Source organism: Bradyrhizobium sp. BWC-3-1 (assembly GCF_032917965.1).
Classification (GTDB): domain Bacteria; phylum Pseudomonadota; class Alphaproteobacteria; order Rhizobiales; family Xanthobacteraceae; genus Bradyrhizobium; species Bradyrhizobium canariense_D.
This window is the reverse complement of sequence record NZ_CP136625.1, coordinates 4,452,588-4,479,270: the sequence shown is the minus strand read 5'-3', so window position 1 is coordinate 4,479,270 and position 26,683 is coordinate 4,452,588. Positions and strand designations below refer to the sequence as shown.

The following is a 26,683-nucleotide window of genomic DNA, read 5'->3' as shown; positions in this document are numbered from 1 at the left end:
CGTTATCGAGTAGAATCAATTTTTCCCGCGCGGCCGACTATTTCTGCTCCAACCGCCAGGCGCCGTCCCAGCCCTCGTCCGGCGGATGGGCCTCGAACCGCGTGATACGAGCAAGCATTGCCCGCGAGGGGCCGTCGCCTGGGACGGCTTCAAGTGCCGCGTTGAAGCCGGCGCGGGCCTCGTCGAAGCGGCGGGCGCGATAGGCGGCGAGGCCTTCGGCGTAGTGAGAACGCAGGCTCTCATGCGCGGCCGTGAGTGCGCCTGCCCGGCCCATCACCTCGAAGATCGTTTGCGGCGCGCTCTGGCCGGCGACCGCAAGACGGTCGACCTCGCGCAATCCGAGGTGCGAGCCGATCGCGTCCGCCGTCGCCTGCGAGATCAGGATACGGGTGCCATAGGTCTTGTTGACGGCCTCCAGTCGTGAGGCGAGGTTCACGGCGTCGCCCATCACGGTGAAGCTCATCATCAGCTCGGAGCCGATGCTGCCGGTCAGGACCTCGCCGGTGGCGATGCCGATCCGCAGATCGCAAAGCCCGGGCATGGCGCGGATGCCGAGCAGATCCGGCAATTGCTTCTGCAGCGCGGGCACCTGATCGGCCATTTCGATCGCAGCAAGGCCTGCGAGCAGCGCCGGCTCTTCCTCCTCGATGAAGGGAGGGCCCCAATAGGCCATGATGGCGTCGCCGATATATTTGTCGATGATGCCGCGGTTGCTCCTGATCGGACCGGACATGACGGTAAAATAGTGGTTCATCACCTTGACCAAGCCGCGCGGGGTCATGCCCTCGCTCATCGCGGTGAAGCCGCTCATGTCGCAGAACATGATGGTCATCACCCGGCGCTGGCCGTCGACGGCGACCTCCGGCCGGTCAATCAGCCCCTGCACCACCTTGGGATCGATGTAGCGGCCAAAGGTCTCGCGGATGCGCTCGTTCTGGCGCAATTGCTCGACCATGCGATTGAAGGCGGAGGCGAGTTCGCCAATCTCGTCCTGCGTCGAGACACTGATGGTCTTGTCGAAGCGGCCCGCCTCGACTTCGCGGGTGCCGGCCAGCAAGAGCCGGACCGGTCGCGTGATCCCGGTGGAGACCATGATCGCAAAGGCAAGTCCGACGATCGCCGCGAGGATGGTCACGATGCCCGAGACGATGATCGCCAGGCGCTGATGGCGGATCACCTGCGCGGTGCTCACGAACACCTGCGAGAGCATCTCGGCGCGGATCGCATCGATCCGCTGGGTGAAGAGATCGCGGAGCGCGTCCACATGGACGAGCACGTCGCGCGTGGCCGCAAAGTCCTTGGCATCGAGCAGCCGGAGCAGCTTGGCGTCCTCCTCGTCGAGTTCGCGGCGAAGCTCCTTGACTGCATTCTCGATGCGCGTCTCGATCCGGGCGAGTGCCGCGTTGTCCGACGGTGTGCTCTCATCGTCGATGATCGCGTTGATCAGCTTTCGCGCGGCTTCGGCCTCCTGCTCGACCTGGGCGTCCGTTTCCCTGAAGATCTTCAGCCGCGCCGCAAAGCCCTCCTCGTCCGGCGGCGTTTGCATTTTGGCGATCACCATGCGCCGCATCGCCAGCGCCCGCTCCAGCGAACGCACATTGGACCGCGCCAGGTGGCCGTAAGCCGGAATATACCGCGCGGTCAGCTCATCCAGAAGATGGCCGACGCGGCTGGACATCACCATCGACAGGATCGCGGTGACGACCATCAGGATGATGAGGCCGAGCGCAATCCCGACGATCTTGCGCCGGATCGACTGGTTGAAAATCGGCATGGGCGCGGGACAATGGGCTGAAGGGGAAAGGCTTTGGAACCCAATACAACGGATTTGCCGCCGGGAATACGCGCAATTTGGCCGCTTCGAGGCGTCCTGAACCGCCGCAACCGTCGCGCGAGCCGTACTCGTTAATGAAGGTTAAGAGACCCGCTCGCCCCGCCGTTGCACAGGTTCCCTGGCTCCATCCGTATTTCGCCGCATTGTTGGAACAGCTTCAGGATGCGAAACGACGTCGTGTCACCATTTTGACGCCGTTTTGATTCTCGAGCCGCATCTCGTCGCGGACTTTGGTTTGTACTGGTTTCGCAGGGGGACCACGGAATGAACCAGTGCCTACGCTCGCTCGCGTGTGTCGTTGCCGTGGCCGCTTTGGCCTTCATCCCTACAGAGCTGGCAGCGAAGAGCGGTCACAAATCGTCCGCGCCGAAGAAGACGCATGAGGCGAAAACCGGCAAGCAGCGCCACGCCTCCGCCGGCAAGGCGCGGCACGGCAAGCATGCCGAGGCCAAGCGCAAGTCGAAGAAGCAGGACGACGCGCCCTCGGACAAGCCGGCAGCCCCGCCGCTGACTCGCGATCTCGCCGCGCTGAAGGATGCCATCGATCTCGCGCGGAAGGGCAAGACCGAGGACGCCAGCGCGGCGCGCGACCGCATTGCCGACCCGGCCGGACAGAAACTCGCCGACTGGTTTATGCTGCGCCATTCCGAAAGCACGGCGAACTTCAAGCGCTACGCCGCCTTCCTCGCCGCCAATCCGGACTGGCCGAGCAGCGCGCTGCTCCGCCGCCGCGCCGAGGCGCGGCTGTGGCAGGAGAAGGCCAACGCGGCGACCGTGCACAAATTCACGATGGACCGGCCGACCAGCGCCAAGGGCAAGTTCGCGCTCGCCCGCGTGCTGATGACCGAGGGCGACAGCGACAGGGCCGCGCGTCTCGTGCGCGATGCCTGGCGCACGGACGAATTGTCCGAGCGCAGTGAGGAGGATTCCTACCAAGCGTTCCGCGATCTCCTGACCGCCGAGGATCATCGCGCCCGCATGGACAAGCGGCTCGGCGCCAAGGACTATGCGGGGGCGCGGCGCGCAGCCAAGCGGCTCGGCGAGGATGCGCTCGCGATCGTCAAGGCCTGCGCCGCAGTCACCGGCAAGGCCAGCAAGGCCAAGGATTACCTGGAGGACATTTCGGCCGAGGCGCGCCGCGACCTCGGCTATGTGCTGTGCCGCGCGCAATGGCATCTCCAGAATGACCGCATCGACGACGCGGCCGAGGTGATCCTGGCCGCCGCGCCCGATACGATGGCGGCGCAAGACACCGACGCCTGGTGGCGCGAGCGCCGCCTGCTCGCGCGAAAGCTGCTCGACCAGGGCAAGTTCAAAACCGCCTATGATTTGGTGCGCTCGGCAGCCGTGCCCGCGATGGAGGTCTATCGCGCCGACTATCACTTCATGTGCGGCTGGATCGCGCTGCGCTATCTCGATGATCCCAAGGCGGCGATGACGCATTTCGCCGCGATCGACGAAGGCTCCGCCAATCCGATCGCGCTGTCGCGCGCGCATTATTGGCGCGGCCGCGCGGCCGAGGCAATGAACGCACCGGCCGATGCGCGCCTGAGCTATCAGGCGGCGGCGCGCTATCCGACCGCCTATTACGGCCAGCTCGCCCGCGCCAGGCTCGGTCTCGACCGCATCGAGCTGCGTGCGCCCTCGCCCGTGCTGGCAGCAGTCGACGCGCCGCCCGCGGACGAGCGCGTGCGCGCCGCCGACATGCTCTACGGCGTCGGTGAGCGCGACATGGTGTTTTACTTCGCCGAGGATTTTGCCAAGGAGAGCACCGACGTCGCCGCACTCGAAGCGCTCGGCGAGCTCGCCGGCCGGCGCAACGATGCGCGCGTGATGCTGGAGGTCGGCAAGTCGGCGCTGGCGCGCGGGCTCGCGCTCGATCACTACGCCTTCCCGACCATCGGCATCCCTGAACATAAGCAGGTGGCGCCCGCGATCGATCCCAGCGTGATCTATTCGGTGGCGCGCACCGAAAGCTCGTTCGACCAGCGCGACAAATCGGCCGCCAACGCAGTCGGGCTGATGCAGGTGACGCCGGAAGCGGGCCGCGACACCGCAAAGCGCTTCGGCCTGACCTATGACTGGGACAAGATGGTCTCCGATCCCGTCTACAACACGCAGATGGGCGCGGCCGAGCTCAGTGCGCTCATGTCGGAATATCGCGGCAACCAGATCATGACCTTCGCCGGCTACAATGCCGGCCGGGGCCGCGTGCGCGAATGGGTGCAGGCGCGCGGCGACCCCAGGGATCCCAAGGTCGATCCGGTCGACTGGGTCGAGCGCATCCCGCTGTCGGAGACGCGCAACTACGTCCAGCGCGTGATCGAGAACGTGCTGGTCTATCGTGCGAGGTTTGAGGCCAGCAGCGTCGTCGCGGGGAAGTCCGAGCAGCGCGTTACGACGCCGAACAGGGGCGCGATGCCGACGGCATCGGCCGCAGCCGCCGCGCCCTAGCTTCGCGACGCCGGGGCTGGACGCGGCGTGAAGCTGGATGCAGTGACTGCGACCGACCTCTCTGCGCGGGTCCGCATCGTTTGGCGAGCCGTCACCTCCTTCCGTGGTCAGAGGGTTCGTACGCGCGCAGAAATGCTTCCGTCAGCGAGCGCGAGAGCGCGCCCGTCTGCAGTATCCAGTTCCAGCTCGACACCGTGATCGCTTCGAGCGAACTGCGGTAAGGCCAGAGCATTTCCACCGCCGTCTGCTGATATCGACGGTAGCAATCATAGTCGCAGTACCGCCGCTCAGCGGGCACATGGCGGACGTAACTCGCGCCCAGCGGCTGCGCGCACGCGCTGCAGGTACCGCCGTGGCGAGGCCCTTCCTGATTGACGAACATGAATCTCATCGCGATGTCCTCTCGCCCGGACGGCAAATCCACCGCCCGTTTCGCCCCCCTATCCGCTCAAGACGCCGCTCGTGTGCGCCCCTCGATCAGCGGCGCAGCTTCGCCATGAAGCGCGTAACACTCGTAGCCGCAGTAGGGCAGCAGCGTCTTCGCATCGCGCAGATAGCCGCCGCTGATCTCCTCGCAGCACCAGAGGCAGGACGTTTTGCGAAAAGGGGTCCTGCCGTTCACCAATATGAACCTCATGTGGCACCTCCGAGCGCAAAGCAGTAGACCGTGTCGACGAGAGAGGCGGACGGCGGCGGCGCGCAAAGATGGTTGCGGCCGTCGGGATTATCCCTGTTTCGCTCGACCTTCTGAGGCGGAATGAGGATGTATTTCCCGTCTTCCCGGCGCAGCGCGTAGATGCTCCCCTCGACCCGCCGTATCTCGGTCGGGTAGCAGTCGGCGTTGTTGCAGCAAGTCAGCACCGGATTGTCCGGCATGTGCCAACTCGAATAGAACTGCTCGTGGAGGAGCAGATCCCGAGGCGGATGACGATGTGCGCCATCCTGTCCAGCCTCGTCCGCCTCCGCTCCAGTCATCAACGAAAGCGGCAGCGTGATCGCCAAGAGGAGCTTGCAACAACGGTTCAACGCGCAGCCTCCCGATACAGAATTGCCGAACGCAGCGGATCCGGTGACTGGTGCTTACGCCGCCTGAGACCGAAACAGCCATCGGCGATCGCGTTCGCGGCGCGCTCTGAAGCGATCGAGACATTTCCGGGAGCAAAGCGGCGCTCGCCAGGAATAATACCGGATCAGGCCGAACTTCCCGCTGCAGACGGCGCAGCTTTTTGCGGCGGAAGGGCGCTCGGAGTGTTCGGGCTTATCGCACATGATCCTCTCCTCCTGGCCTCTGATGGGCGCCTCTGACGGTCGAGGATCCCCACGGGCGCTGATGCACAATCATCACGTTCGTCAACGAAATGCGGCTTCTCAATCGTGACCAGATCATCGGCAAGTCAGCGCCGGCGGAGGCGAAGCTGGCCTCTTGAGTGCACGACCCCGCGCTACTCAACTGTTCAAGCGTTGCGATCGACACCACTGGATTGCCGGTGAGACTAGTCCCCATGTGACGGGCCGCTCAATTGTACGGAGGTAAATGCAGCGTATGACTAGGATTGCGCGACCTATACATAGGTTTGTCCGGTGATTTACCGGAGTTTCGTCCGCTCGCAACGAGACGGCGCAACGCTGGCAAGCTGCACGGAGCCCGCGAACTTTCGATGCGGAATCCTGCTTTGATCAGGGAATTGCCCCTGCTGTCGCAAAGTGCTCTACTCTCCCTGCCCCACGCGGGCCGGGACGCTTGCGATGATGCCTGGCCAGATCGCAAAACTAGGGAATTCGGCCGCGCAATTCCTGCTCGGCGGACTTGCGGCGCTTCGATCTCTCGGCAATGCGGGGAAAGGCGAGCCCGCGACTGGGGATGGCTGGCGGCAGGACAATGCCGACCTGCGCGACGCCGTGAAGCAATGGCGACAAGTGTTCGAGCACAATCCGGTCATGTATTTCATGGTCGATCCGGCCGGAACGGTGCTCAACGTAAATACATTTGGCGCCGCGCAACTGGGCTACACGGCGGCCGAGTTGACCGGCCAATCTGTGCTGAACGTCTTTTTCGAAGAGGACCGCGATTTCGTCCGTCGCTGTGTCGGGCTGTGCCTGGAAACCGTGGACCAGTCGCACACCTGGGAGATTCGCAAGATCCGGAAGGACGGCTCGGTTCTCTGGGTCCGTGAGAACGCCAAGGCCATGCGACGCGGCGACGGCACGCCGATCGTGCTGGTCGCCTGCGAAAACATCACCCAGCGCAAGGAGGCGGAGGATGCGCTGCGGCAGAGCGAGGCCTACCTTGCCCAAGCGCAGGAGTTGAGCCGCACCGGCAGCTTCGGCCTGAGCCTGGCAACCCGCGAGGCCGTCTGGTCCAGGGAGACCTTTCGCATCTTCCAATGTGACCCGCAGGTCAAACCGACGCTCGATTTCGTTTTCCAGCGCATTCATCCGGAAGATCGCAATGCGGTCAGCAAGACCCTTGATCGGGCCTTCCGTGAGGTCGGCGATTTCGACCATGAGTATCGCCTGCTGATGCCCGATGGAACCATCAAATATCACCATTCCGTGGCACGCGTGGTGAGACATGGATCCGGCCACATCGAGTTTGTCGGAGCGGTCACTGACGTCACTACGGCAAAGGAAACCGAACAGCGGCTGCGTCGCAGCGAAGCCTATCTGACCGAAGCCCAGCGCCTCAGCCACACGAGCAGCTGGGCCTGGAACGTGCGCAGTCAGGAGTTTGCCTACCGATCGGCCGAACTCTATCGCCTGTTCGGATTCAACCCGGACCAGATCGATCTGTCGGCGCAGGCTTTCCAACAACGGATCCTCGCCGAAGACTTTCGCCGGATCGTCGATGTGGAACGTCAGGCAATCCGGCAAAAGCAGCCTTTCGAAGTTGATTTTCGGATTTTGCGTCCGGACGGTTCCGTACGACACGTCCATACGGAGGGGCATCCCGTCGTCGGCGGGGACGGCGATGTCACGGAAATCATCGGCACCCACGTCGATGTCACCGAGCAGTTTGCCGCCAGACAAGCGCTGCAAAAAGCCTTTGACGAGCTCAAGCTGTCCGAGCAGCGATTTCGCGACTATGCCGAAACCGCCTCGGACTGGTTTTGGGAGAGCGGGCCGGACCACCGTATCACACGGATTTCGGAACATGCCGACACGGCCGGTCCCGTGCCCACGGGCGTGATCGGCCTCGCCCGTTGGGACATTCCACCCGATGCCGAGCTCGAGCCCGAGAAGTGGGAGCGGCATCGCGCGACGCTCGATGCCCACCTTCCGTTTCGCGACCTGGTCTACCGAAGCAAGGATCGCAACGGATCTCCGATCTACGTGCGCACCAGCGGCAAGCCCTTGCACGACGCGAACGGCAACTTTCTCGGTTATCGTGGCGTCAGCAGCGACGTGACGGCGGCCATCCGCGCCGAGCAGGCCGAAGAAGCGCTGCGCAAGGCGCAAGCCGAACTAGCTCACGTGACGCGTGTCACGATGCTCGGCGAACTCACGGCCTCGATCGCCCACGAGATCAATCAGCCCTTGGCCGCCGTGATCTCCAATGCGGATGCCTGTATCGGATGGCTCGGCCGCGAACCAGCCCAACTGAATGCCGCACGCCGTTCCGTGGAATGGATCGTCGAGGACGCCAATCGCGCCAGCGAGGTGATCCGCCGGATCAGAACGCTTGCGAAGAAGACCGAGATCGAGATGGCTCCGGTCGACATGAACCAGCTCGTCAGGGAGACGGTGGCGCTCGTCCGCCGCGAGCTTGCCACCCATGCCGTGTCGGTACGAATGGAGCTGGCGTCCGCTCTACCCAGCGTTTGCGGCGACCGGATCCAGCTGCAGCAGGTGCTGATCAACCTGGTCATGAACGGGATTGAAGCCATGCACGCCAATGTGGACCGTCCGCGCGAGCTTGCGATCCGCTCCAGCCAGGCGAGCGAGCACGGCGAAGGCCGCATGCTCCTGATCGTGACAGACAGCGGGGTCGGCCTCGGCGACGGCGCGACGGAGCGCATCTTCACACCTTTCTTCACGACAAAGCCGAGCGGCCTGGGGATGGGACTGTCGATCTGCCGATCGATCATCGAGGCTCATGCGGGCCGGCTCTCGGCCTTCCCCAATGACGGAAGCGGAGCAACATTCCAGATTGCCCTGCCCTTGCCGATCGAGGACACGTCGTGACCGACCTTCCCAAGGTGGCGACGGTGCAGACGAGTTCCGACGATCCGATCGTCTTGATCGTCGACGACGATCCATCGATGCGCCGTGCGCTCACCAACCTCTTTCAATCCGTCGGCCTCAAGGTCGAGGCTTTCGGCTCCGCGGCGGAGATCATGGAAGCCAAGCCACCGGCGGTCCCCAGCTGCCTTGTGCTCGACATCCGCCTGCCGGGCTCAAGCGGCTTTGACCTGCAGTCGGACCTAGCGAAGGCGAACATTCACACGCCCATTATCTTCATCACCGGTCATGGTGATATTCCGATGACCGTCAGGGCCATGAAGAGCGGCGCCATCGATTTTCTGACCAAGCCGGTGCGCGACCAGGACATGCTGGATGCGGTTCAGGCCGCGATCGAACGGGATCGCAAGCGACGCAATGCCGAGGAGTCGGTCGCGGGAGTGCGGTCCCGATTCGAGGGTTTGAGCGCGCGCCAGCGCGACATCCTCGCCCTGGTGGCGTCCGGCCTGATGAACAAGCAAGTCGCTGCCGAGCTCGGATTGGCTGAGATTACCGTCAAGATCTACCGCGGGCAGATCATGCGGAAAATGGGCGCCAAGTCGTTGGCCGATCTCGTCAGAATGGTGGAGGCGCTCGGAATCTCACGCCCGGGCGGAAAGGTGCAAACCTAAGTATGCTTTTCAAGCTCGCTTCAAGGGCTCACTTTCGTCAAGTGCGGCACCGTGATCGGCGGCTCCCCGATCAGGAGCGATCATCTTGTCAATCCCCTCGGCCATTTCCGTCATCGACGATGATCGATCAGTCCGCCTTGCGACCAATAATCTGCTGACGTCGCGGGGATACACGGTCAACATCTTTCGCTCCGCTGACGAATTTCTTCAATCGGCCGAACTGAAGACGACGTCCTGCGTGATCGCGGATGTGCAGATGTCGTTGATGGGCGGCCTTGAGCTCTTGACGCACATGCGCAGCCTTGGTCACCACACGCCCTTCATTTTCATGACGGCTTTTCCCGACGATGCCGTGCGCGACCGCGCGCTGAAAGCGGGCGCTATCTGCTTTCTGGCGAAGCCGTTCTCCACGCCCGCTCTGCTTGAATGTCTGCGGATGGCCCTGTCCGGCTCCGATCAAACCGAGACGTGATACGCTGGCGCCGAGCCCTGGCGACACGGCGCTCACTCCACCTTGATGTTCGCCGCCTTGATCATTGGCCACCACTTCGCGATCTCCGCCTTCTGGCGGGCGCCCAGGGCCTCGGGCGTGAGCTGATCCTGGGGTGTCATCTCAAGCCCCTGACTTTCGAGCTGCTTCTTCACGCCGGGATCGTTCAGCGCTTCCACGGCAGCGGCATTGAGCTTGGCGACGATCGCCTTTGGCGTGCCCTTCGGCACCCACATGCCGGACCAGAGCGTCATGTTGAAGCCCTTCAGGCCCGCCTCCTCCGCCGTCGGGATGTCGGGCGCCGACGACAGGCGCCTGTCATCGGTGATGGCGTAGGCGCGAATGGTGCCGGCGCGGACCTGGTTGATGGAGTTCGAGGTCTGGTCGACGATGATGTCGATCTGGCCGGCAATGAGATCGTTCAGGGCGGGCGCGGTGCCGCGATACGGTACGTATTGCAGCTTGATGCCGCTGACGCTCTCGAAATAGAGCCCGGCGATGTGGCTACCCGAGCCCGCGCCGGCGGTGCCGGCGGTCGGCGGCGACGGTCGCGACTTCAGCCAGTCCAGCAGCTCCTTCAGCGAGGTCGCGGGCACCGCGTTCTTGCTGACGACGATCATCGGATTGCTCGGCAGCAGCACCACCGGCTCCAGGTCCGCGACCAGGTCGTAATTGAGCTTGTAGACGGCGCCGTTGGCGACGTGGGTGCCGAGATGGCCGAACGAGATCGTGTAGCCGTCGGGGGCCGAATGCACGGCGCGGCCGACGCCGATCGAGCCGCCCGCGCCGGTGACGTTCTCGATCACCAGCGGCTGCCCAAGCGATGTCCGCATCCGCTCGACAAGCACTCGCGCCATCGCATCCGACGGACCGCCGGCGGCGAAGGGAACGATGATGGTGATGGGACGCGAGGGATAGTCGTCGGCGCGCGCGGCGCCTGCAACAGCGAGAATAGCAATCAGCGCAGCCCAGGCGGCCTTCATTGTCTTCTCCCAGCAATGTCATTGTTGTTTTTGTCTCTTCCCGCGTACGGGAAGAGGGATCGTTCGTGAAGGGACGAAATGCCGCGCTAGAACTGCGAATAGTCGATCGGCTTGTGGCGATCGAGCGTGCGGGTGACCGGCGGCAGCGGGTATTTCAGGCCGGTGGCGCAGTTGAACAGCATCACGCGGTCGGACTTGCTGACGCGGCCGTCGGCGAGGCTGTCCTTGTAGGCGGCGTAGGTGGCAGCACCTTCGGGGCAGAGCAACAGCCCCTCCTCGCGCGCGACCTCGCTGAGCGCCGACGAGATCTTGTCGTCGTCGACGGCAATGGCAAAACCGTTGCTCTGCCGCACCGCGCGCAAAATGAGAAAGTCGCCGATCGCCTGCGGCACGCGAATGCCTGACGCGATGGTGTGAGCATCCTCCCAGCGCGTCGCATGCTCGGTGCCGGCCTCATAGGCGCGCACCATGGGCGCGCAGCCGGAGGCTTGCACCGCGACCATGCGCGGGCGCTTGCTGCCGATGAAGCCGATCTTCTCTAGTTCGTCGAACGCCTTCCACATGCCGATCAGGCCGGTGCCGCCGCCGGTCGGATAGAAGATCACGTCGGGCACGTCCCAGCCGAGCTGCTCGGCGAGTTCGAGCCCCATCGTCTTCTTGCCTTCGATGCGGTACGGCTCCTTCAAGGTCGAGGTGTCGAACCAGCCGACTTTCGCCTTGCCCTCGCCGACGATCTTGCCGCAATCGTCGATATAGCCGTTGACGCGGTAGACGGTGGCGCCCTGCAGCTCGATCTCGCTGACGTTCACCTCCGGCGTATCGGCCGGGCAGAAGATCGTGGTCTTGATGCCGCAGGAGGTCGCATAAGCCGCGAGCGCCGCGCCGGCATTGCCGTTGGTCGGCATCGCCATATGCTTGATGCCGAGCGCCTTGCCCATCGACACCGCCATCACGAGGCCGCGCGCCTTGAACGAGCCGCTCGGCAAGCGCCCCTCGTCCTTGACGATGATCTCGCCGCCGCCGAGTTTTGCACCGAGCTTGGGCAGCCGGATCAGCGGCGTCGTGACCTCGCCGAGCGAGACGATGTCCTGACATTTACGCACCGGCAAAAGCTCGCGGTAGCGCCACATGTCGGCGGGGCGCTGGGCGAGCGCGTCTTTCGTCAGCGCCGTCTTCACACCGGCAAGGTCGTAGCGCACCAGCAGCGGCTTGCCGGCCTTGGAGAGGTTGTGGACCTGGTCGGCGGCGTAATGATCGCCCTCCATCGCGCATTCGAGATGGGTGACGAAGGTCGGGCGTTCGATGGTGAGGTTGTCGTTGTCTTGCATGGGGTGATTTCCTTCTTGTTTTGCAAACAGATCCCTCCGCTCGTCATTGCGAGCGCAGCGGAGCAATCCAGAGTCTTTCCGCGGAGGCAGTCTGGATTGCTTCGCTTCGCTCGCAATGACGGTGGTGGGCGGCGATGCGCGCCCGTCAAATATTCAGCACCCGTCCATACGCATCCAGCACGGCTTCCTTCATCATCTCCGACAGGGTCGGATGCGGGAACACCGTGTGCATCAGCTCCTCTTCCGTGGTCTCAAGGTTCATGGCGACGACGTAGCCCTGGATCAGCTCGGTGACCTCCGCGCCGATCATGTGGGCGCCAAGCAGCTGGCCGGTCTTCTTGTCGAAGATCACCTTGACCAAGCCCTGGTCCTCGCCGAGCGCGATGGCCTTGCCGTTGCCGACGAAGGGGAAGCGGCCGACGCGGATCTCGCGGCCGTTCTCCTTGGCCTTGGCTTCGGTGAGGCCGACGGAGGCCACCTGCGGCTGACAATAGGTGCAGCCCGGGATCAGGTTCTTGTCCATGGCGTGCGGATGCAGGCCCTTGATCGCCTCGACGCAGATCACGCCTTCATGTTCGGCCTTGTGAGCCAGCATCGGCGGCCCCGCGACATCGCCGATGGCATAGATGCCGGGGATGTTGGTCTTGCCGTAGCCGTCGATCACGATGACGCCGCGATCCGTTTTCACGCCGAGCTTCTCGAGTCCAAGGTTCTCGATGTTGCCGACGACGCCGACCGCCGAGATCACACGCTCGAACTCGGTCGTCACAGGCTTGCCCTTGCCGTCGTCAATGGTAGCGACGACGCTGTCGGCCTTCTTCTCGAGCTTGGTCACCTTGGTCGAGGACAGGATCTTGATGCCCTGCTTCTCGAAACGCTTGCGGGCCAGGCCGGCGATCTCGGCGTCCTCCACCGGCAGGATCTGCGGCAGCACTTCGACCACGGTGACGTCCGAGCCCATGGTGTGGAAGAAGGAGGCGAACTCGATGCCGATCGCGCCGGAGCCGACGACCAGCAGCGATTTCGGCATCCGCTCCGGCACCATCGCCTCGAAATAAGTCCAGATCAGCTTCTTGTCGGGTTCGAGGCCCGGCAGCACCCGCGGCCGCGCGCCGGTCGCGATGATGATGTGCTTGGCCTGATACGTCCCCTCGCCCAGCGCACCCTTGGGGCCCCCGACGTCCGACTTCTTCACGGTAACTTTGCCGGGCGCATCGATCGAGGCCGCGCCCCAGATCACGCTGACCTTGTTCTTCTTCATCAGGAAGCCAACGCCATCGTTCAGCCGCTTCGAGACACCGCGCGAGCGCTGCACCACCGCCTTCGGGTCGAACGAGACGTTGTCGGCCGACAGGCCGTAATCCTTGGCGTGCTGCATGTAGTGGTAGATCTCGGCCGAGCGCAGCAGCGCCTTGGTCGGGATGCAGCCCCAGTTCAGGCAGATGCCGCCGAGATAGGATTTCTCGACGATCGCGACCTTGAAGCCGAGCTGGGCGGCGCGGATTGCGGTGACATAACCGCCCGGACCGGAGCCGATGATGATGATGTCGAAGGATGTGTCGGCCATGGCGGCTCCCATTCAACTCAAGAGGCGCCGCGGGCGCGGCGCTTGATCAGAAAAGACCTCACCAGCCATTCGAGCATCGTCGCCAAAGCCATTACGGCCAAGGCAATCAGCACGACCGGCTGGGCGATGTTCCGTGCCAGTTGTTCACTGGCAAAGAACGCGGAGTAAAGAAGATCGAGCCCAATCGGGTTGAGCGCGACGACTGCTCCAAGCAGCAGCGACATCCATGGCCAGCGGGTACGGACATGCAACGTTGCCCCCTCTACCGCGCGTCAGACCATCATCATGACGGGATTTTCGATCAGCTGCTTGAAGGCGCCGATCAGTTCGGCGCCGAGCGCGCCGTCGATGGCGCGGTGATCGCAGGACAGGGTCACGCTCATCATGTTCGCGATCTCGATCTTGCCGCCACGGACCACAGGCCGCTCCTCGCTGGTGCCGACTGCGAGGATGGTGGCATGCGGCGGATTGATCACGGCGGTGAAGTGGCTGATGCCGAACATGCCGAGATTCGAGACGGCCGTCGTGCCGCCCTGATATTCTTCGGGCTTCAGCTTGCGCGAGCGGGCGCGTGTCGCAAAATCCTTCATCTCGTTGGAGATGGTCGATAGCGTCTTGGTCTCCGCCTTGCGGATAATCGGCGTGATCAGGCCGCCGGGCATTGCCACCGCAACACCGACGTCCGAATGGTGGTGCTTGACCATGCCGGATTCGGTCCAGCTCACATTGCAATTCGGGATCTTCTGCAGCGCGACCGCCATCGCCTTGATGACGAAGTCGTTGACCGAGATCTTGTAGAGCGGCTTCTTCTCCTTGTCCTTGGGAGCAGCCGTATTGATCTCCTCGCGCGCGGCGAGCAGCTTGCCGATGTCGCAGTCGATCGTGAGATAGAAGTGCGGGACGTTCTGGATCGACGCGGTTAGACGCTGCGCAATCGTGCGGCGCATGCCGTCATGCGGGATGACCTCGTAGGAGCCGGGTTCGAACAGCGACAGGATCTGCTTGTCCGACATGGTCGGCGCGGTCGAGGGTGCGCCTGACGGCGTCGCCGCGGGAGCCTTCAGGCCTTTGCCGGACTTGGCCTGCTCGACGTCGCGTGCCACCACGCGGCCATGCGGGCCGGTGCCAGTCACCATCGCAACATCGACGCCGGCTTCCTTGGCGAGCCGGCGCGCCAGCGGCGAGGAGAACACGCGGCCGGCATGGCCGTTGCTCTGCGCAGCCGGTGCTGCGGCCTGCGGTGCAGGTGCTGCGGCGGGCGCCGGCGCGGCCTTGGGCGCAGCAGGCGCAGGAGCCGATGCAGCAGCAGGGGCTTCAGCAGCTTTCGGAGGCGCGGCGGAGGCACTGGGCTTGGCGGCACCTGCCGCTTTCACGTCCTCGCCCTCGCCGGCCAGCACCGCGATCACGTCGTTGACAGGCACGTCCTGCGTGCCCTCTGGCACCAGAATCCTGGCGATCGTGCCCTCGTCGATGGCCTCGACCTCCATGGTCGCCTTGTCGGTCTCGATCTCGGCGATGATGTCGCCGGATTTGACCTTGTCGCCTTCCTTCTTCAGCCACTTGGCGAGGTTGCCCTTCTCCATCGTCGGCGAAAGAGCGGGCATCAGGATGTTGATGGGCATGCTGACCTCAAGAAGAACTTTGCAAAAATCCGTCTCCGGACCGAAGACGAACAGACCAGGTTAGTTGCCGATGTCGCCCTGCCACAGGCGCTCATTGGCAGGGATGGAACGCCAATTCTTCATCATGGTGATGGAGCGGTCGTCGGCAAGGTCGATCCAGGAGATGCCGAACTTGTCGAGAATGTCCTTGGAGCCCTCGAAGGTGACGGACTCTCCAATAACCACAAGCTTGACCTTGAACAGTGAGAGCGCACCGGCACACATCGCGCATGGCGACAGCGTGGTGTACATGACGGTATCGTGGAACGAAATCGCACCCGCCTCGCGCAGGCAACTCATCTCGCCGTGCAGGATCGGGTTGTTCTCCTGCACCCGGTTGTTGTGGCCGCGGGCGATGACCTTGTTGTCGCGGGTCAGCACGGCGCCGATCGGCAGGCCGCCTTGCGCAATCGAGGCTTCCGCCTCGCGGATCGCCTCCAGCATGAAATCGAAATGATAGGATTCGATCGCCACGGTCAGTGCCCCTTCCCGCGCGGCGTCGTGGTGCCGGTGTCGGTGGGACGCTCGATCTCGGCCTGGAACATCTCGATGATCCGGTTCAGCGCGTCCTCCTCGGTGTATTCGCTCTCGCGCGCATAGGCGCGCGCGGCGTGACGGGCGAGATCGACGAGCAGCAGGCCCCACATGTCGGGCTCGTCGAAGGCCCGCTGGAACGCCATCGACAGCCCGCCGTCCAGCACGAACACGCGCAGGATCTCGACCGCGTCGTCGCGGACGAGGACGTCGGGTGGCAATGGCTGCTCCTTCGGACCCGCCATGGTCTACCTGTAGCAGACGGCTTTGGCGGCCTCGACCACTTCGGCAGCCGAAGGCAGCGCGAGCTTTTCCAGGTTCGCGGCATACGGCATCGGCACGTCCTTGCCGGAGACCCGGGTTACAGGCGCATCCAGATAGTCGAAGGCATGCTCCATGATCCGCGCGGCGATCTCGGCGCCGACACCGCTCTGGGCCCAGCCCTCTTCCACCGTGACGGCACGTCCCGTCTTTTTGACGGAGTTGACGATGGTGTCGGTGTCCATCGGACGCAGCGTGCGCAGGTCGATCACTTCGGCCTCGATGCCGTCCTTGGCGAGTTCGTCGGCGGCCTTCAGCGCGTAGCTCATGCCGTTCGACCACGAGATGATCGTGACATGGCTGCCGGAGCGCACGATGCGCGCCTTGCCGATCGGAATCACGAAATCGTCGAGCTTCGGCACCTCGCCAGTGTGGCCGTAGAGCATCTCGTTCTCGAGGAAGATCACCGGATTGGGATCGCGGATCGCAGCCTTGAGCAGGCCCTTGTAATCAGCGGCCGAGAACGGCGCGACGACCTTGAGGCCCGGGACGTTGGAATACCAGGACGAATAATCCTGGCTGTGCTGGGCGGCCACGCGGGAAGCGGCGCCGTTGGGCCCGCGGAATACGATGGAGCAGCCCATCTGGCCGCCGGACATATAGAGCGTCTTGGCCGCGGAGTTGATGATCTGGTCGATCGCCTGCATAGCGAAGTTGAAGGTCATGAACTCGACAATCGGCTTCAACCCGGTCATCGCGGCGCCGACGCCGATGCCGGCAAAGCCGTGCTCCGTGATTGGCGTGTCGATGACGCGCTTGGCGCCGAATTCCTGAAGCAGCCCTTGCGTCACCTTGTAGGCGCCTTGGTATTCGGCAACCTCTTCGCCCATCACGAAGACGTCGGCGTCGCGGCGCATCTCTTCGGCCATAGCATCGCGCAGGGCTTCGCGGATGGTCTGCGTCACCATCTCGGTGCCGGCGGGCACTTCCGGGTCGGGTTCTGCGACGGCCTGCGGCGCCGGCGCAGCCTTGGGAGCTGGAGCCTCGGTCTTCGCGGCGGCAGGGGCTACGGATTCGGCAGCCTTCTGCTGCTGGGCAGGCGCGGGCGCCTTGGCGAGATCGGCGGCACTTTCGCCATCGGCCAGAATTGTCGCGATCGGTGTGTTCACGGCCACGTCGGCGGTGCCCTCGGGGATCAGGATCTTGCCGAGCGTACCTTCATCGGTCGCCTCGACCTCCATGGTCGCCTTGTCGGTCTCGATCTCGGCGATGACGTCGCCGGACTTGATCGTCTCACCCTCCTTTTTCAGCCATTTGGAGAGGTTGCCCTTCTCCATCGTGGGCGACAACGCGGGCATCAGCACTTGAATTGGCATATCGGCTCCAAAAGAAAGCTTGCGCGCGTTCAGCGGTAAATATCGGTCCAGAGCTCGGCGGCATCCGGCTCGGGATCATGCTGGGCGAAATCGGCGGACGCGTTGACGATGTCGCGCACCTCGGCGTCGATCGCCTTCAGATCCTGCTCGCTGACCTTGGCGGCCAACAGGCGGTTGCGCACCTGCTCGATCGGATCCTGGTCGTGGCGGACTTTTTCGACCTCCTCGCGCGTTCTGTACTTTGCGGGATCGGACATCGAGTGGCCGCGGTAACGGTAGGTCTGCATCTCCAGGATGAAGGGTCCCTTGCCGGCGCGGCACCAGGCCGCCGCCTCGTCGCCGGCGGCCTTCACGGCGCGGACGTCCATGCCGTCGACCTGCTGGCCGGGAATGTTGAAGGAGGCGCCGCGCTTGGAGAAATCCTGCTGCGCCGAGGCGCGCGAGACCGAAGTGCCCATGGCGTAGCGGTTGTTCTCGATGACGTAGATCACCGGCAGCTTCCAGAGCTCCGCCATGTTGAAGCTCTCATAGACCTGGCCCTGGTTGGCCGCGCCGTCGCCGAAATAGGTGACGCTGACATTGTCGTTGTCGCGATAGTGATTGGCGAAAGCGAGCCCGGTGCCGAGCGAGACCTGTGCGCCGACGATGCCGTGGCCGCCGTAAAAGTGCTTCTCCTTGCTGAACATATGCATCGAGCCGCCCTTGCCCTTGGAATAGCCGCCGCGACGGCCGGTGAGCTCGGCCATGACGCCTTTGGCCTCCATGCCGGTGGCGAGCATATGGCCGTGATCGCGATAGCCGGTGATGACCTGATCGCCCGGCTTCAGGGCCATCTGCATCCCGACCACCACGGCCTCCTGGCCGATATAAAGGTGGCAGAAGCCGCCGATCGCGCCCATGCCGTAGAGCTGGCCGGCCTTTTCCTCGAACCGCCGGATCAGGAGCATGTCGCGGAGCGCCTTGAGCTCCTGCTCTCTGGTGAATTCCGGGGGCGAACCGCCGTCGGTCTTGTCCTGTGCAGTACTCGCGGCGGCTTTCTTGGGTGCGGCCATGGGAATTCCGGGTCAGAGAAAACTTCAGCCCTGTCTAACCCAAGTCAAACGCCCTTGGAAAGCACCGCGGCGGCATGGCACGCCTTTCATTATGCCGCACTGCAACGCGATCGTAATATTGCAAAATCTGTGACGCGGATCGGGCAACATTTAGCTCCCCGACTCCCGCATCGTGTGTGGAATACCGATCGCAGACCCGCTCACGTCAGCCGCAGGAAGCAACGGGCTGCTTGCATATCGCAATCGCGCTGGCTCGATGGAGTCAGCGGCAGACCGCAAACCCCGCAAATGGCGCTTGTGCCGCTCGCGTGTCAGTTCGCCGGGATCGTCCGGACGAGATCGCGCGGATTGACGTAGTCGAGCTGGAAGCGCGCCCGCTCGTCCAGCATGTCGGGGTCGATCTTCGCGGAGCGCAGCAGCGAAACGCGCTGCTCGCTCCTGGCGCGCTCGCGCTTGAGCTGCGCCAGTTCGCTGGTCAGCGCCACGATCTCCTGGTCGAGCTCCTGGCGGGCGTTGAGGCCGTATTTGCCGGTATAGGCGTTGACGCCGAAATAGCCGACGATGGCGGCCGCCATCGCATAGAGGGCAAGACCGGTCAGGATCGATTTCAGGCGCGCGCGGGAGACCATCCTGGGAAGATGGGACAGGTTGGTTAAGGGCGTGCTAATTGCCCGCCCGCTTGGCGTTCCAATGCCTGGCTCAGCCGTCATGCTCGGCCTTGTGCCGGGCATCCACGTTCTTCGTCAATTTGGCAAAGACGTGGATGGCCGGGACATCTAGCGCGAAGACGCGCTTCGCGCTTTTGCCCGGCCATGACGGAGACCCGGGGTTCGCGGCCTCAGCCGTGATGCTTCGCGACGTGCACCGCAAACGCGTCGATATAGGCCTGGAGCACCGGCTTCAAGGACTCCTTGGTCAGGTTGCCGTCGGCATCGAACGCGTCACCCACCCCGTTCAGATAGGCCTCCGGCTGCTGCATGATCGGGCCGGAAATGCCCGGCAGGATGTTCTGGAGCGTCTTGGCGGCACTGACGCCGCCGAGCGGGCCCGGCGAGTTCGCGATGATGCCGACCGGCTTGTCGTTGAACGAGCTCTTGCCATAGGGCCGCGAGGCGACGTCGATGGCGTTCTTCAGCACCCCCGGGATCGCGCGATTGTATTCCGGCGTGACGAAGATGACGCCGTCCGATTTCTGGATTTTTTCGCGGAAAGACAGCCAATCCGCCGGCGGCGCTCCCTCGAGGTCCTGGTTGAAGAACGAGATGCCGGCCGGCGTGATGACCTCGAGCTTGAGCGAGGCCGGCGCGAGCTTGGCGAGCGCATTGGCGATCTTGAGCGAAAAGCTGTCCTTACGCAGGCTGCCGGCGATCGTGACGATATTGTAGGCCATAGAGTGTCCTCGAAATCTTCAGCGGGAGTGCCGGGTCGGCACTTAAGCGATCTCGACCGATAGATGCAAGTGCATGGACTGGTCGGATTTGGAAACGCTGGGTTTCTGAACGGTTGCCCAAACAATCAGGCCGCCAAGTGGCGGCCCGATCCCTGGTACAAATCTGCAAATCGGCTCAGATGGTCGGATTCCACGCCGACGGGATTAGACGATATTTGGCGCCGTCCTTCTCGACATGGCCGACCGAGGGGAAGGTGAAGTGGAAGCCGATCACGGTCGCCTTCTCGGCCGCCGCCATGTCGTAGAATTTGTGGCGGGTTTCCTGCGCCAGCGCTGCATCGGTGTCGAACACCACATGCCAGTCCGGATTGCGCAGGAAGAACTCCGGGATGTTGGTGACGTCGGACTGGATCAGCACCTTGGAATCGCCTGAGGCGACCGCGAACGAGGTGTGCCCCGGGGTGTGACCGGGCGTCGCGATCGAGGTGATGCCCGGTGCGACCTCCTTGCCCCACTCGTACTTCGTCACCTTGGATTCGAGGCCGGCAAAGGTCTTCTTCACGTTGGCGAAGTAGTTCTTCATCATCGCGTTGGACTCGGCCTTGGCGGCGTTGTCCTCGCTGGTCCAGAACTCCCAGTCCTTGCCTGGCACCATGATCTCCGCATTGGGGAAGGCAAGCGCGCCGTCGGCGAGACGAATGCCGTTGGTGTGGTCGGGATGCAGATGCGAGAGCAGCACGACGTCGATGCTCTTGGGGTCGACGCCGGCGGCCTGGAGGTTCTGCAGCGTGCGGCCGACCGCGCCCTTGCTGGGCTCGAGATTGGCGACACCGTTGCCGGTATCGATCAGCACGAGCTTGGAGCCGGTGTTGATGAGCTGCGGGTTGAACGGCACCGTGACCATGCCCTTCGGCATGTAGGCCGCCTCGCCAGCGGCCAGCGCTTCCTCCTTCGGCGCGTTGACGACGAACTTGTCCGGCATCGGGAAAGTGCGCGCACCGTCATTGATGGAGGTGCACTCGTAGCTGCCGACCTTGTAGCGGTAGAAGCCCGGCGCCTGCGTGCCGGCTTGCGGTACTGAGGCATTGGCGGCGGTCGGCCCAAAGCCGGTCACGGCAGCCGCACCGAAGGTGGCGGCGCCTGCAAGCAAATGGCGGCGATTAAGATCGGTCATGAGGTCCCCTTCTGAGCGCCCCGCGGTTTTCCCGCGTGCAAATGGCGGCGGAATAATCCCCGGCTTCGCTCAGAAGGCAAGACCTTCTTTCGGTGACGTGCCGTCGCACGTCCCGATTATTTGTTCGGGTTGATGAGGAATTTTTCGCCAGTGGCGCGTTTGGCGTACACCGCGATGTTGGCGGGATCGAGCGCCTCGGAAAGCGACACCACCTTGGTGTAGTGGCTGGCAAACGTGGTCTTCAGTTCGTCGACGACGCGCTGGCGCAGCCTGGCCCCGTCCGCCTGCCCGATCTTCATCAGGAACGGAAACAGCAGCCAGCCGCCGACGCCCCAGGCCATGCCGAAGCCGCGCGGCAGCTCAATCGGGCGGACATCGAGCGCGCCATAGACATAGACCTGCTTGTGCACGTTGGAGCCGTAGCGGCTGTATTCCTTCGCGGTCTTGTTGATCGCGACTTCCATGCAGTTGAGGATGTCGCCGGCGAGCTTCCCGCCACCGATGGCGTCGAAGGCGATGGTGGCGCCGGTCTCGACCAGCGCATTGGTGAGATCGCCGAGGAAGCTCGGTGCGGTGGAATCGACGACATATTTGGCGCCGATCTTGTGCAGGATGTCGGCCTGCTCCTTGCTGCGCACAATGTTGACCAGCGGGATGCCGTCCTTGATGCAGATCTTGTTCAGCATCTGCCCGAGATTGGATGCGGCCGCAGTGTGCACCAGCGCCTTGTGACCCTCGCGCCGCATGGTCTCGGTCATGCCGAGCGCGGTCAGCGGATTGACGAAGCAGGAGGCTCCTTCGGCCGGCGTGGTGCCTTCCGGCAGCGGCAGGCACTCGCGCACTTTCAACGTGCGATACTGCGTGTACATCGCGCCGCCGATCATGGCGACGGTCTTGCCCATCAGCGCCTTCGCGGCATCCGAGGAGCCGGTCCTGATCACGACTCCCGCGCCTTCGTTACCGACCGGCATGGATTCGTCGAGCCGGCCTGCCATCGCCCGCATCGCGCCTTCCGGCACTTTCGCGGTGATGACGGGAGCTTCTTTGGTGCCCGAAGCCTTTGCCGTGCTCATGTCGGCCGCGCCGATCAAGAGCCCGAGGTCGGACGGGTTGATCGGCGCGGCCTCGACGCGGACGACAACCTCGTCCGCGGCGGGTTCGGGGGTCGGCACGTCGAGCAGCGAGATTTCGAGCTCACCGCTCTTCTTGATCAGCGAACGCAGTTGCAGGCCGTTCTTGCCGTCGCTCATGTCGATCCTCCCCTGTTCTTGTCCGACCGCTGGCTTATGCCAGCGCCTTCAGTGCCGCCTTGCCGCCGTAGAGCGCCTGCTTGCCGAGCTGCTGCTCGATGCGCAGGAGCTGGTTGTATTTGGCGGTGCGATCGGAGCGCGCAAGGGAGCCGGTCTTGATCTGACCGCAATTGGTGGCGACCGCGAGGTCGGCGATGGTAGAATCCTCGGTCTCGCCGGAGCGGTGCGACATCACCGAGGTGTAGCCGGCCTTGTGCGCCATCTCGACGGCGGCGAGCGTCTCGGTCAGCGTGCCGATCTGGTTGACCTTGATCAGGATCGAATTGGCCCGTCCGGCATTGATGCCTTCGGCGAGGCGCTTGACGTTGGTGACGAAGAGATCGTCACCGACGAGCTGGCACTTCTTGCCGACGAGGTCGGTCAGCTCCTTCCAGCCGTCCATGTCGTCTTCCGACATGCCGTCCTCGATGGTCACGATCGGATAGCGCGAGACGAGATCAGCAAGGTACTTGGCCTGCTCGGAGATCGAGCGGGTCTTGCCCTCGCCCTCGTAGACGTATTTGCCGTCCTTGAAGAACTCGGTCGAGGCGCAGTCGAGGCCAATGACGATGTCGGAGCCCGCCTTGTAGCCGGCCTTGCCGATCGCGTTCATGACGAATTCGAGCGCGGCGTCCGCCGACGGCAGGTTCGGGGCAAAGCCGCCCTCATCGCCGACATTGGTGTTGTGGCCGGCCTTCTTCAATTCGGACTTCAGGGTGTGGAAGACCTCCGCGCCATAGCGCAAGCCCTCGGCAAAGGAGGACGCGCCAACCGGTAGGATCATGAACTCCTGGAAGTCGATCGGATTGTCGGCGTGCATGCCGCCATTGATGATGTTCATCATCGGCACCGGCAGCAGCCGCGCCGAGGTGCCGCCAACGTAACGATAGAGCGGCATGTCGAGCGAGTTCGCGGCCGCCTTGGCGCAGGCGAGCGACACGCCGAGGATGGCGTTGGCGCCCAGCCGGCTCTTGTTCGGCGTACCGTCGAGGTCGATCATGATCTGGTCGAGCTGGGCCTGCTGCTCGACATCGAGGCCGCTCAGGGCCTCGAAGATTTCGCCGTTGACGGCGCCGACCGCCTTGGTGACGCCCTTGCCGAGATAGCGAGTCTTGTCACCGTCGCGTAGTTCCACCGCCTCATGGGCGCCGGTGGAGGCGCCGGACGGCACGGCAGCACGGCCAAGCGCGCCATCTTCCAGCACGACGTCGACCTCGACGGTGGGATTGCCACGGCTATCGAGAATTTCGCGGCCGATGATGTCGATGATGGCGGTCATGATGTGCACTTCCGTTCGTTAGGGCTGATCGGTGCCGCGGGTCTTACACGGACCGCAAGCAAATGTGAACGCTTGGAGGGTGGGCTTCGACTGACGCGTGAAGCGGCTCGGACTAAGGTTGACCGCATCTGGTCTGCGCGCAAAACCTCAATCTGAAACAGTCGGGGTAACGCCATGAATCGCCGCCAGTTTCTTGCCTCGAGCATCGCCCTCCTCGCGACCCGCCCGAGTTTTGCGCAGGAAGGCCCGTTCCGGACAAAATACTACCCCATTAGCTCCGGCATCGGTCTGCACGACCTCGCTCCCGCTCCCGATGGCACGGTCTGGTTTACGGCCCAGGGCAAGGGCCTGCTCGGCAGGCTCGATCCGAAGGATGGCAGCCATAAGACGGTCAGCCTCGGCCAGGGCGCCGCCCCGCACGGCGTGACCATCGGCCCCGACGGCGCGCCCTGGATCACCGAGGGCGGCCAGAATGCGATCGCCCGCGTCGATCCTTCCGACCTCAAGGTCACCCTGTTCCGCCTGCCCGAGAAGTTCGCCTACGCCAATCTCAACACCGGCGTGTTCGACAAGGACGGCACCTATTGGTTCACCGGCCAGTCCGGCTATTACGGCCGCCTCAAGCCGAACGCGGGCGGGATGGACGTGTTCAGGGCGCCCAAGGGCGTCGGCCCCTACGGAATCACCGTCACGCCCAAGGGCGACGTCTGGTATGCCTCGCTTGCCGGCAGCTATATTGCCAGGATCGATCCGGCGACGGGCAGCGCCAGTGTGGTCGAGCCGCCGACGCCGAGCCAAGGTTCGCGACGGGTTTGGTCGGATTCGAAAAGCCGGATCTGGGTCAGCGAGTGGAACAGTGGCCACGTCTCGGTGCACGATCCCGCGGAAGCCTCCTGGAAGACCTGGAAGCTGCCCGGCGAGCGTCCCCGCACCTACGCGGTCTATGTCGATGACAAGGACAAAGTCTGGCTGACCGATTTCTCCGCCAACGCCATCGTCCGCTTCGATCCCGCCACCGAGCGCTTCAACGTGTTCGCCAGCGACAAGGCTAACGCCAATGTGCGCCAGCTCGACGGGAGGCCGGGCGAGCTCTGGGGCTGCGAATCCGGCAACGACCGGATCGTCATGATCCAGACGGTCGCCGCCGGTTGACGACAGCGGCATTTGCGTCCATCCCGGCACGCGGAACAGGATGTGACGACAATGGCGAAGAAATCCCTTCAGCTGGGCCGCGCGGTCGAATGGCCGCACACACCGGAAGAAGCGCAGCTCGACCGCGTGCCGAACCCGCAAAAGGGCACGGACTATCTGGTACGCTTCACCGTGCCGGAATTCACCTCGCTCTGCCCGGTCACGGGACAACCGGATTTCGCACATCTGATGATCGACTACGCCCCCGGCCAATGGTTGCTGGAGTCGAAGTCGCTCAAGCTCTACATCGCGAGCTTCCGCAATCACGGCGCCTTCCACGAGGACTGCACCGTGATGATCGGCAAGCGCATCGCGAGCGAGATCAAGCCGAAGTTCCTGCGCATCGGGGGCTATTGGTATCCGCGCGGCGGCATTCCAATCGACGTGTTCTGGCAGACGGGCCGCGCGCCGAAGGGATTGTGGGTGCCCGAGCAGGGCGTCGCGCCCTATCGCGGCCGGGGCTGAGCTTGAAGAGACCGTTTCTGACTCACCGCGCGTCTCGACCGCGAAGATTTGCTCGCTCGGGGGACGAGGTATAGCGGCTAACAACCACGCCGCTCGAATAAGCCTTGGCCTCGAGTAATTTTAGCTTCCTGAACCCCGACGCCGCGAAGATCCTGACGCCGTCACCCAATACGCCGGGTTGACGTAGAATTGAAACTCGTCAACGAGACCTTGTTCGATCAGCGCCGCGGCAAACCCCGCGCCACCGAACACGCCAATGTCGCGCCCTCGTTGGCTCTTTAAGGCGCCGACCACCTCGTGCAAATCTCCGCTGACAAGCGTGGTTCGTTCCCACGCCCGCTCCGTTGGCTTATTCGTCGGCACCATTTTGCTCATTTCTGTGATACGCTTAGCGAACGCGTAGAATGGCTCAGTTGGGTAGCGGTTCGCTGCGTTCTCCCAATGCCGTAGATACCCTTCATTCAGCATCTTCCGACTGAGAAGAATCGTGTCGATGCGCTCGAAGTGAGCATTGAAATCGCGCTTCAGTTCATCATCCCAAAAGTTGTTGTCACCCCAACCCCATAGCTGCCAATTTACCGTTCCGTAGGAGCCGACAAAGCCATCGGCTGACACCTGCATCTGAAGGATAAGTTTTCGCATCGGTCTATTCTCTCGAATAATGCAAGGATCGAAGCTGCGAACGATTCAGCAGCCCATTGTTTGAAGGTCGTTCGAGTTGTGTTTTCTGAAGTTGGCGTGTCGAGTGCCCATCGCTCTTCGCGATTGAAGCTCGCTGGGGTTTCGATCAACGCTTCCGTGAAGCTGGCTGATATCCCGTTTGCGATCATGCTGCTGCGGGCGTCATCGAGCGGGACAGATCGATAAGTCACGTCTTTGCGCAGTTTCCTGCCCAGGAGCTCTGTCACCTTCTGAAATATGTAAAAGCCGCCGCTTGCAACCTGATGGATATCTGCGGGCATTTTCCACCACTCCTCCAGCATTGAGACTTTGTGATTGGTTTACATTTGGAAGCATTGACGCCAGCCTCGAATGATGTCAATAGTAAATCGATTTACAAAGGGAACTACGGATGTCGGGAAGACAGCGATCAGGTTGCCCAATCAGTCTGTCGCTGGAGTTGCTCGGCGATCGCTGGACGCTGCTGATTGTGCGTGACATCGTTTTCGCGGGGAAACAGCACTTCCGGGAATTTCTGCAGTCCGATGAATCGATATCATCGCGGACGCTTGCGGAGCGGCTTCAAACGCTGCAAGAAGGCGGCGTCCTTACCCGTCATGACGACCCCACGCATAAACTGAAGGCGATTTATCGCCTTACGGAGGCGGGCATTGATCTGCTGCCTGTCCTCGCCGAGCTTGGCTTATGGGGCAGCAAATATCGTAATGCTGATCCGGAGCTTGGTGCGATTGCCGAGAGACTATCGGCCGGGGGCCCCAAGATGCTTTCCCAGATGAAGCAAAAACTGAGGAGAGGAGGTTCTAAATGACGATACGCCGCGTCAG

26 protein-coding genes are annotated in these 26,683 nt (G+C 63.3%); 7 read left to right on the top strand and 19 right to left on the bottom strand.

Annotation, left to right across the window (positions count from 1 at the left end):
• Positions 1 to 37: 37 nt before the first annotated feature.
• Positions 38 to 1,774, bottom strand: coding sequence for an adenylate/guanylate cyclase domain-containing protein (locus RX329_RS21700; protein ID WP_317244182.1), 1,737 nt, complete (start codon positions 1,772 to 1,774; stop codon positions 38 to 40).
• A 324-nt stretch (positions 1,775 to 2,098) separates the two neighbouring features.
• Here RX329_RS21700 and RX329_RS21695 point away from each other — a divergent pair, with 324 nt between their 5' ends.
• A complete protein-coding gene (locus tag RX329_RS21695) occupies positions 2,099 to 4,288 on the top strand; it encodes a lytic transglycosylase domain-containing protein (protein WP_317244181.1) in 2,190 nt (729 codons plus the stop codon).
• Positions 4,289 to 4,379: 91 nt separating this feature from the next.
• On the opposite strand, the gene RX329_RS21690 is transcribed toward RX329_RS21695, so the two are convergent.
• The 3 genes from RX329_RS21690 to RX329_RS21680 all read right to left on the bottom strand — a co-directional run bounded on the left by RX329_RS21690 (position 4,380) and on the right by RX329_RS21680 (position 5,290).
• Entirely contained in the window at positions 4,380 to 4,670 is a 291-nt protein-coding gene (locus RX329_RS21690) for a hypothetical protein (RefSeq protein ID WP_231188451.1), read from the bottom strand.
• Positions 4,671 to 4,736: 66 nt separating this feature from the next.
• A complete protein-coding gene (locus RX329_RS21685) occupies positions 4,737 to 4,925 on the bottom strand; it encodes a hypothetical protein (protein ID WP_039800268.1) in 189 nt (62 codons plus the stop codon).
• A complete protein-coding gene (locus tag RX329_RS21680; protein WP_231188449.1) occupies positions 4,922 to 5,290 on the bottom strand; it encodes a hypothetical protein in 369 nt (122 codons plus the stop codon). The genes RX329_RS21685 and RX329_RS21680 overlap by 4 nt, the downstream gene beginning before the upstream one ends.
• A gap of 744 nt (positions 5,291 to 6,034) precedes the next feature.
• Here RX329_RS21680 and RX329_RS21675 point away from each other — a divergent pair.
• The 3 genes from RX329_RS21675 (at position 6,035) to RX329_RS21665 (ending at position 9,610) form a co-directional block, all read left to right on the top strand.
• On the top strand, positions 6,035 to 8,470 hold the full coding sequence (locus RX329_RS21675) for a PAS domain S-box protein (RefSeq protein ID WP_317244180.1): 2,436 nt from the start codon (positions 6,035 to 6,037) through the stop codon (positions 8,468 to 8,470).
• 77 nt (positions 8,471 to 8,547) lie between these two features.
• The gene (locus RX329_RS21670; protein ID WP_249802374.1) at positions 8,548 to 9,138 is read left to right on the top strand and encodes a response regulator; all 591 of its coding nucleotides are present in this window, start codon (positions 8,548 to 8,550) and stop codon (positions 9,136 to 9,138) included.
• An 85-nt stretch (positions 9,139 to 9,223) separates the two neighbouring features.
• Entirely contained in the window at positions 9,224 to 9,610 is a 387-nt protein-coding gene (locus RX329_RS21665) for a response regulator transcription factor (protein ID WP_018458052.1), read from the top strand.
• Positions 9,611 to 9,642: 32 nt separating this feature from the next.
• On the opposite strand, the gene RX329_RS21660 is transcribed toward RX329_RS21665, so the two are convergent.
• From RX329_RS21660 to eno, 14 genes are all read right to left on the bottom strand, one after another.
• A complete protein-coding gene (locus RX329_RS21660; protein WP_317244179.1) occupies positions 9,643 to 10,611 on the bottom strand; it encodes a tripartite tricarboxylate transporter substrate binding protein BugD in 969 nt (322 codons plus the stop codon).
• Between the two features lie 86 nt (positions 10,612 to 10,697).
• Complete coding sequence (locus RX329_RS21655) at positions 10,698 to 11,939, bottom strand: threonine synthase (protein WP_247392809.1); 1,242 nt, start codon at positions 11,937 to 11,939, stop codon at positions 10,698 to 10,700.
• A gap of 145 nt (positions 11,940 to 12,084) precedes the next feature.
• Positions 12,085 to 13,506, bottom strand: a complete 1,422-nt coding sequence (gene lpdA / locus RX329_RS21650; protein ID WP_317244178.1) for a dihydrolipoyl dehydrogenase — start codon at positions 13,504 to 13,506, stop codon at positions 12,085 to 12,087.
• Positions 13,507 to 13,523: 17 nt separating this feature from the next.
• The gene (locus tag RX329_RS21645) at positions 13,524 to 13,730 is read right to left on the bottom strand and encodes a hypothetical protein (protein WP_247296603.1); all 207 of its coding nucleotides are present in this window, start codon (positions 13,728 to 13,730) and stop codon (positions 13,524 to 13,526) included.
• 48 nt (positions 13,731 to 13,778) lie between these two features.
• Positions 13,779 to 15,128 (bottom strand): pyruvate dehydrogenase complex dihydrolipoamide acetyltransferase, encoded by a 1,350-nt coding sequence (locus tag RX329_RS21640; protein ID WP_247397145.1) that lies wholly within the window; start codon positions 15,126 to 15,128, stop codon positions 13,779 to 13,781.
• 60 nt (positions 15,129 to 15,188) lie between these two features.
• Entirely contained in the window at positions 15,189 to 15,641 is a 453-nt protein-coding gene (locus RX329_RS21635; protein ID WP_317244177.1) for a nucleoside deaminase, read from the bottom strand.
• 2 nt (positions 15,642 to 15,643) lie between these two features.
• Positions 15,644 to 15,946 (bottom strand): DUF5076 domain-containing protein, encoded by a 303-nt coding sequence (locus tag RX329_RS21630; RefSeq protein ID WP_007590623.1) that lies wholly within the window; start codon positions 15,944 to 15,946, stop codon positions 15,644 to 15,646.
• A 3-nt stretch (positions 15,947 to 15,949) separates the two neighbouring features.
• Positions 15,950 to 17,338 (bottom strand): pyruvate dehydrogenase complex E1 component subunit beta, encoded by a 1,389-nt coding sequence (locus RX329_RS21625; RefSeq protein ID WP_026233491.1) that lies wholly within the window; start codon positions 17,336 to 17,338, stop codon positions 15,950 to 15,952.
• 29 nt (positions 17,339 to 17,367) lie between these two features.
• Positions 17,368 to 18,390 carry a pyruvate dehydrogenase (acetyl-transferring) E1 component subunit alpha gene (pdhA, locus tag RX329_RS21620; protein WP_085353223.1) on the bottom strand — a complete coding sequence of 341 codons (1,023 nt, stop codon included), beginning with the start codon at positions 18,388 to 18,390 and terminating at the stop codon, positions 17,368 to 17,370.
• Between the two features lie 311 nt (positions 18,391 to 18,701).
• Positions 18,702 to 19,019, bottom strand: a complete 318-nt coding sequence (locus RX329_RS21615) for an FtsB family cell division protein (RefSeq protein WP_007590617.1) — start codon at positions 19,017 to 19,019, stop codon at positions 18,702 to 18,704.
• A 209-nt stretch (positions 19,020 to 19,228) separates the two neighbouring features.
• Positions 19,229 to 19,780, bottom strand: a complete 552-nt coding sequence (locus tag RX329_RS21610) for an NADPH-dependent FMN reductase (RefSeq protein ID WP_085353225.1) — start codon at positions 19,778 to 19,780, stop codon at positions 19,229 to 19,231.
• Positions 19,781 to 19,955: 175 nt separating this feature from the next.
• Positions 19,956 to 20,954 carry an MBL fold metallo-hydrolase gene (locus RX329_RS21605; RefSeq protein WP_247397137.1) on the bottom strand — a complete coding sequence of 333 codons (999 nt, stop codon included), beginning with the start codon at positions 20,952 to 20,954 and terminating at the stop codon, positions 19,956 to 19,958.
• A 116-nt stretch (positions 20,955 to 21,070) separates the two neighbouring features.
• The gene (locus RX329_RS21600; RefSeq protein ID WP_018458063.1) at positions 21,071 to 22,204 is read right to left on the bottom strand and encodes a zinc-binding dehydrogenase; all 1,134 of its coding nucleotides are present in this window, start codon (positions 22,202 to 22,204) and stop codon (positions 21,071 to 21,073) included.
• 34 nt (positions 22,205 to 22,238) lie between these two features.
• Positions 22,239 to 23,522, bottom strand: a complete 1,284-nt coding sequence (gene eno / locus RX329_RS21595) for a phosphopyruvate hydratase (RefSeq protein ID WP_317244176.1) — start codon at positions 23,520 to 23,522, stop codon at positions 22,239 to 22,241.
• Between the two features lie 174 nt (positions 23,523 to 23,696).
• Here eno and RX329_RS21590 point away from each other — a divergent pair, with 174 nt between their 5' ends.
• Entirely contained in the window at positions 23,697 to 24,674 is a 978-nt protein-coding gene (locus RX329_RS21590; protein ID WP_085395046.1) for a lyase, read from the top strand.
• 51 nt (positions 24,675 to 24,725) lie between these two features.
• A complete protein-coding gene (gene queF, locus RX329_RS21585; protein WP_018458066.1) occupies positions 24,726 to 25,178 on the top strand; it encodes a preQ(1) synthase in 453 nt (150 codons plus the stop codon).
• Between the two features lie 120 nt (positions 25,179 to 25,298).
• Here queF and RX329_RS21580 read toward each other — a convergent pair whose 3' ends face one another.
• Positions 25,299 to 25,820: a dihydrofolate reductase family protein gene (locus RX329_RS21580; RefSeq protein WP_317244175.1), complete on the bottom strand. Its 522-nt coding sequence runs from the start codon at positions 25,818 to 25,820 to the stop codon at positions 25,299 to 25,301.
• 430 nt (positions 25,821 to 26,250) lie between these two features.
• Between RX329_RS21580 and RX329_RS21575 the strand changes: the two genes are divergently transcribed.
• Positions 26,251 to 26,667, top strand: a complete 417-nt coding sequence (locus RX329_RS21575) for a helix-turn-helix domain-containing protein (RefSeq protein ID WP_317244174.1) — start codon at positions 26,251 to 26,253, stop codon at positions 26,665 to 26,667.
• Positions 26,668 to 26,683 lie beyond the last annotated feature (16 nt).

What these genes read in the sequence shown, in the direction of transcription:
- RX329_RS21690 (WP_231188451.1), bottom strand. Translation starts at nt 4,670, where the DNA reads ATGTTCGTCAATCAGGAAGGGCCTCGCCACGGCGGTACCTGCAGCGCG.
- RX329_RS21630 (WP_007590623.1), bottom strand. Translation starts at nt 15,946, where the DNA reads ATGGCGGGTCCGAAGGAGCAGCCATTGCCACCCGACGTCCTCGTCCGC.
- RX329_RS21580 (WP_317244175.1), bottom strand. Translation starts at nt 25,820, where the DNA reads ATGCGAAAACTTATCCTTCAGATGCAGGTGTCAGCCGATGGCTTTGTC.
- eno (WP_317244176.1), bottom strand. Translation starts at nt 23,522, where the DNA reads ATGACCGCCATCATCGACATCATCGGCCGCGAAATTCTCGATAGCCGT.
- RX329_RS21670 (WP_249802374.1), top strand. Translation starts at nt 8,548, where the DNA reads ATGCGCCGTGCGCTCACCAACCTCTTTCAATCCGTCGGCCTCAAGGTC.
- RX329_RS21685 (WP_039800268.1), bottom strand. Translation starts at nt 4,925, where the DNA reads ATGAGGTTCATATTGGTGAACGGCAGGACCCCTTTTCGCAAAACGTCC.
- RX329_RS21645 (WP_247296603.1), bottom strand. Translation starts at nt 13,730, where the DNA reads ATGTCGCTGCTGCTTGGAGCAGTCGTCGCGCTCAACCCGATTGGGCTC.
- RX329_RS21660 (WP_317244179.1), bottom strand. Translation starts at nt 10,611, where the DNA reads ATGAAGGCCGCCTGGGCTGCGCTGATTGCTATTCTCGCTGTTGCAGGC.
- RX329_RS21655 (WP_247392809.1), bottom strand. Translation starts at nt 11,939, where the DNA reads ATGCAAGACAACGACAACCTCACCATCGAACGCCCGACCTTCGTCACC.
- RX329_RS21600 (WP_018458063.1), bottom strand. Translation starts at nt 22,204, where the DNA reads ATGAGCGACGGCAAGAACGGCCTGCAACTGCGTTCGCTGATCAAGAAG.
- pdhA (WP_085353223.1), bottom strand. Translation starts at nt 18,390, where the DNA reads ATGGCCGCACCCAAGAAAGCCGCCGCGAGTACTGCACAGGACAAGACC.
- RX329_RS21675 (WP_317244180.1), top strand. Translation starts at nt 6,035, where the DNA reads ATGATGCCTGGCCAGATCGCAAAACTAGGGAATTCGGCCGCGCAATTC.
- RX329_RS21640 (WP_247397145.1), bottom strand. Translation starts at nt 15,128, where the DNA reads ATGCCCATCAACATCCTGATGCCCGCTCTTTCGCCGACGATGGAGAAG.
- RX329_RS21610 (WP_085353225.1), bottom strand. Translation starts at nt 19,780, where the DNA reads ATGGCCTACAATATCGTCACGATCGCCGGCAGCCTGCGTAAGGACAGC.
- RX329_RS21590 (WP_085395046.1), top strand. Translation starts at nt 23,697, where the DNA reads ATGAATCGCCGCCAGTTTCTTGCCTCGAGCATCGCCCTCCTCGCGACC.
- RX329_RS21700 (WP_317244182.1), bottom strand. Translation starts at nt 1,774, where the DNA reads ATGCCGATTTTCAACCAGTCGATCCGGCGCAAGATCGTCGGGATTGCG.
- RX329_RS21695 (WP_317244181.1), top strand. Translation starts at nt 2,099, where the DNA reads ATGAACCAGTGCCTACGCTCGCTCGCGTGTGTCGTTGCCGTGGCCGCT.
- RX329_RS21605 (WP_247397137.1), bottom strand. Translation starts at nt 20,954, where the DNA reads ATGACCGATCTTAATCGCCGCCATTTGCTTGCAGGCGCCGCCACCTTC.
- lpdA (WP_317244178.1), bottom strand. Translation starts at nt 13,506, where the DNA reads ATGGCCGACACATCCTTCGACATCATCATCATCGGCTCCGGTCCGGGC.
- RX329_RS21625 (WP_026233491.1), bottom strand. Translation starts at nt 17,338, where the DNA reads ATGCCAATTCAAGTGCTGATGCCCGCGTTGTCGCCCACGATGGAGAAG.
- RX329_RS21615 (WP_007590617.1), bottom strand. Translation starts at nt 19,019, where the DNA reads ATGGTCTCCCGCGCGCGCCTGAAATCGATCCTGACCGGTCTTGCCCTC.
- RX329_RS21575 (WP_317244174.1), top strand. Translation starts at nt 26,251, where the DNA reads ATGTCGGGAAGACAGCGATCAGGTTGCCCAATCAGTCTGTCGCTGGAG.
- queF (WP_018458066.1), top strand. Translation starts at nt 24,726, where the DNA reads ATGGCGAAGAAATCCCTTCAGCTGGGCCGCGCGGTCGAATGGCCGCAC.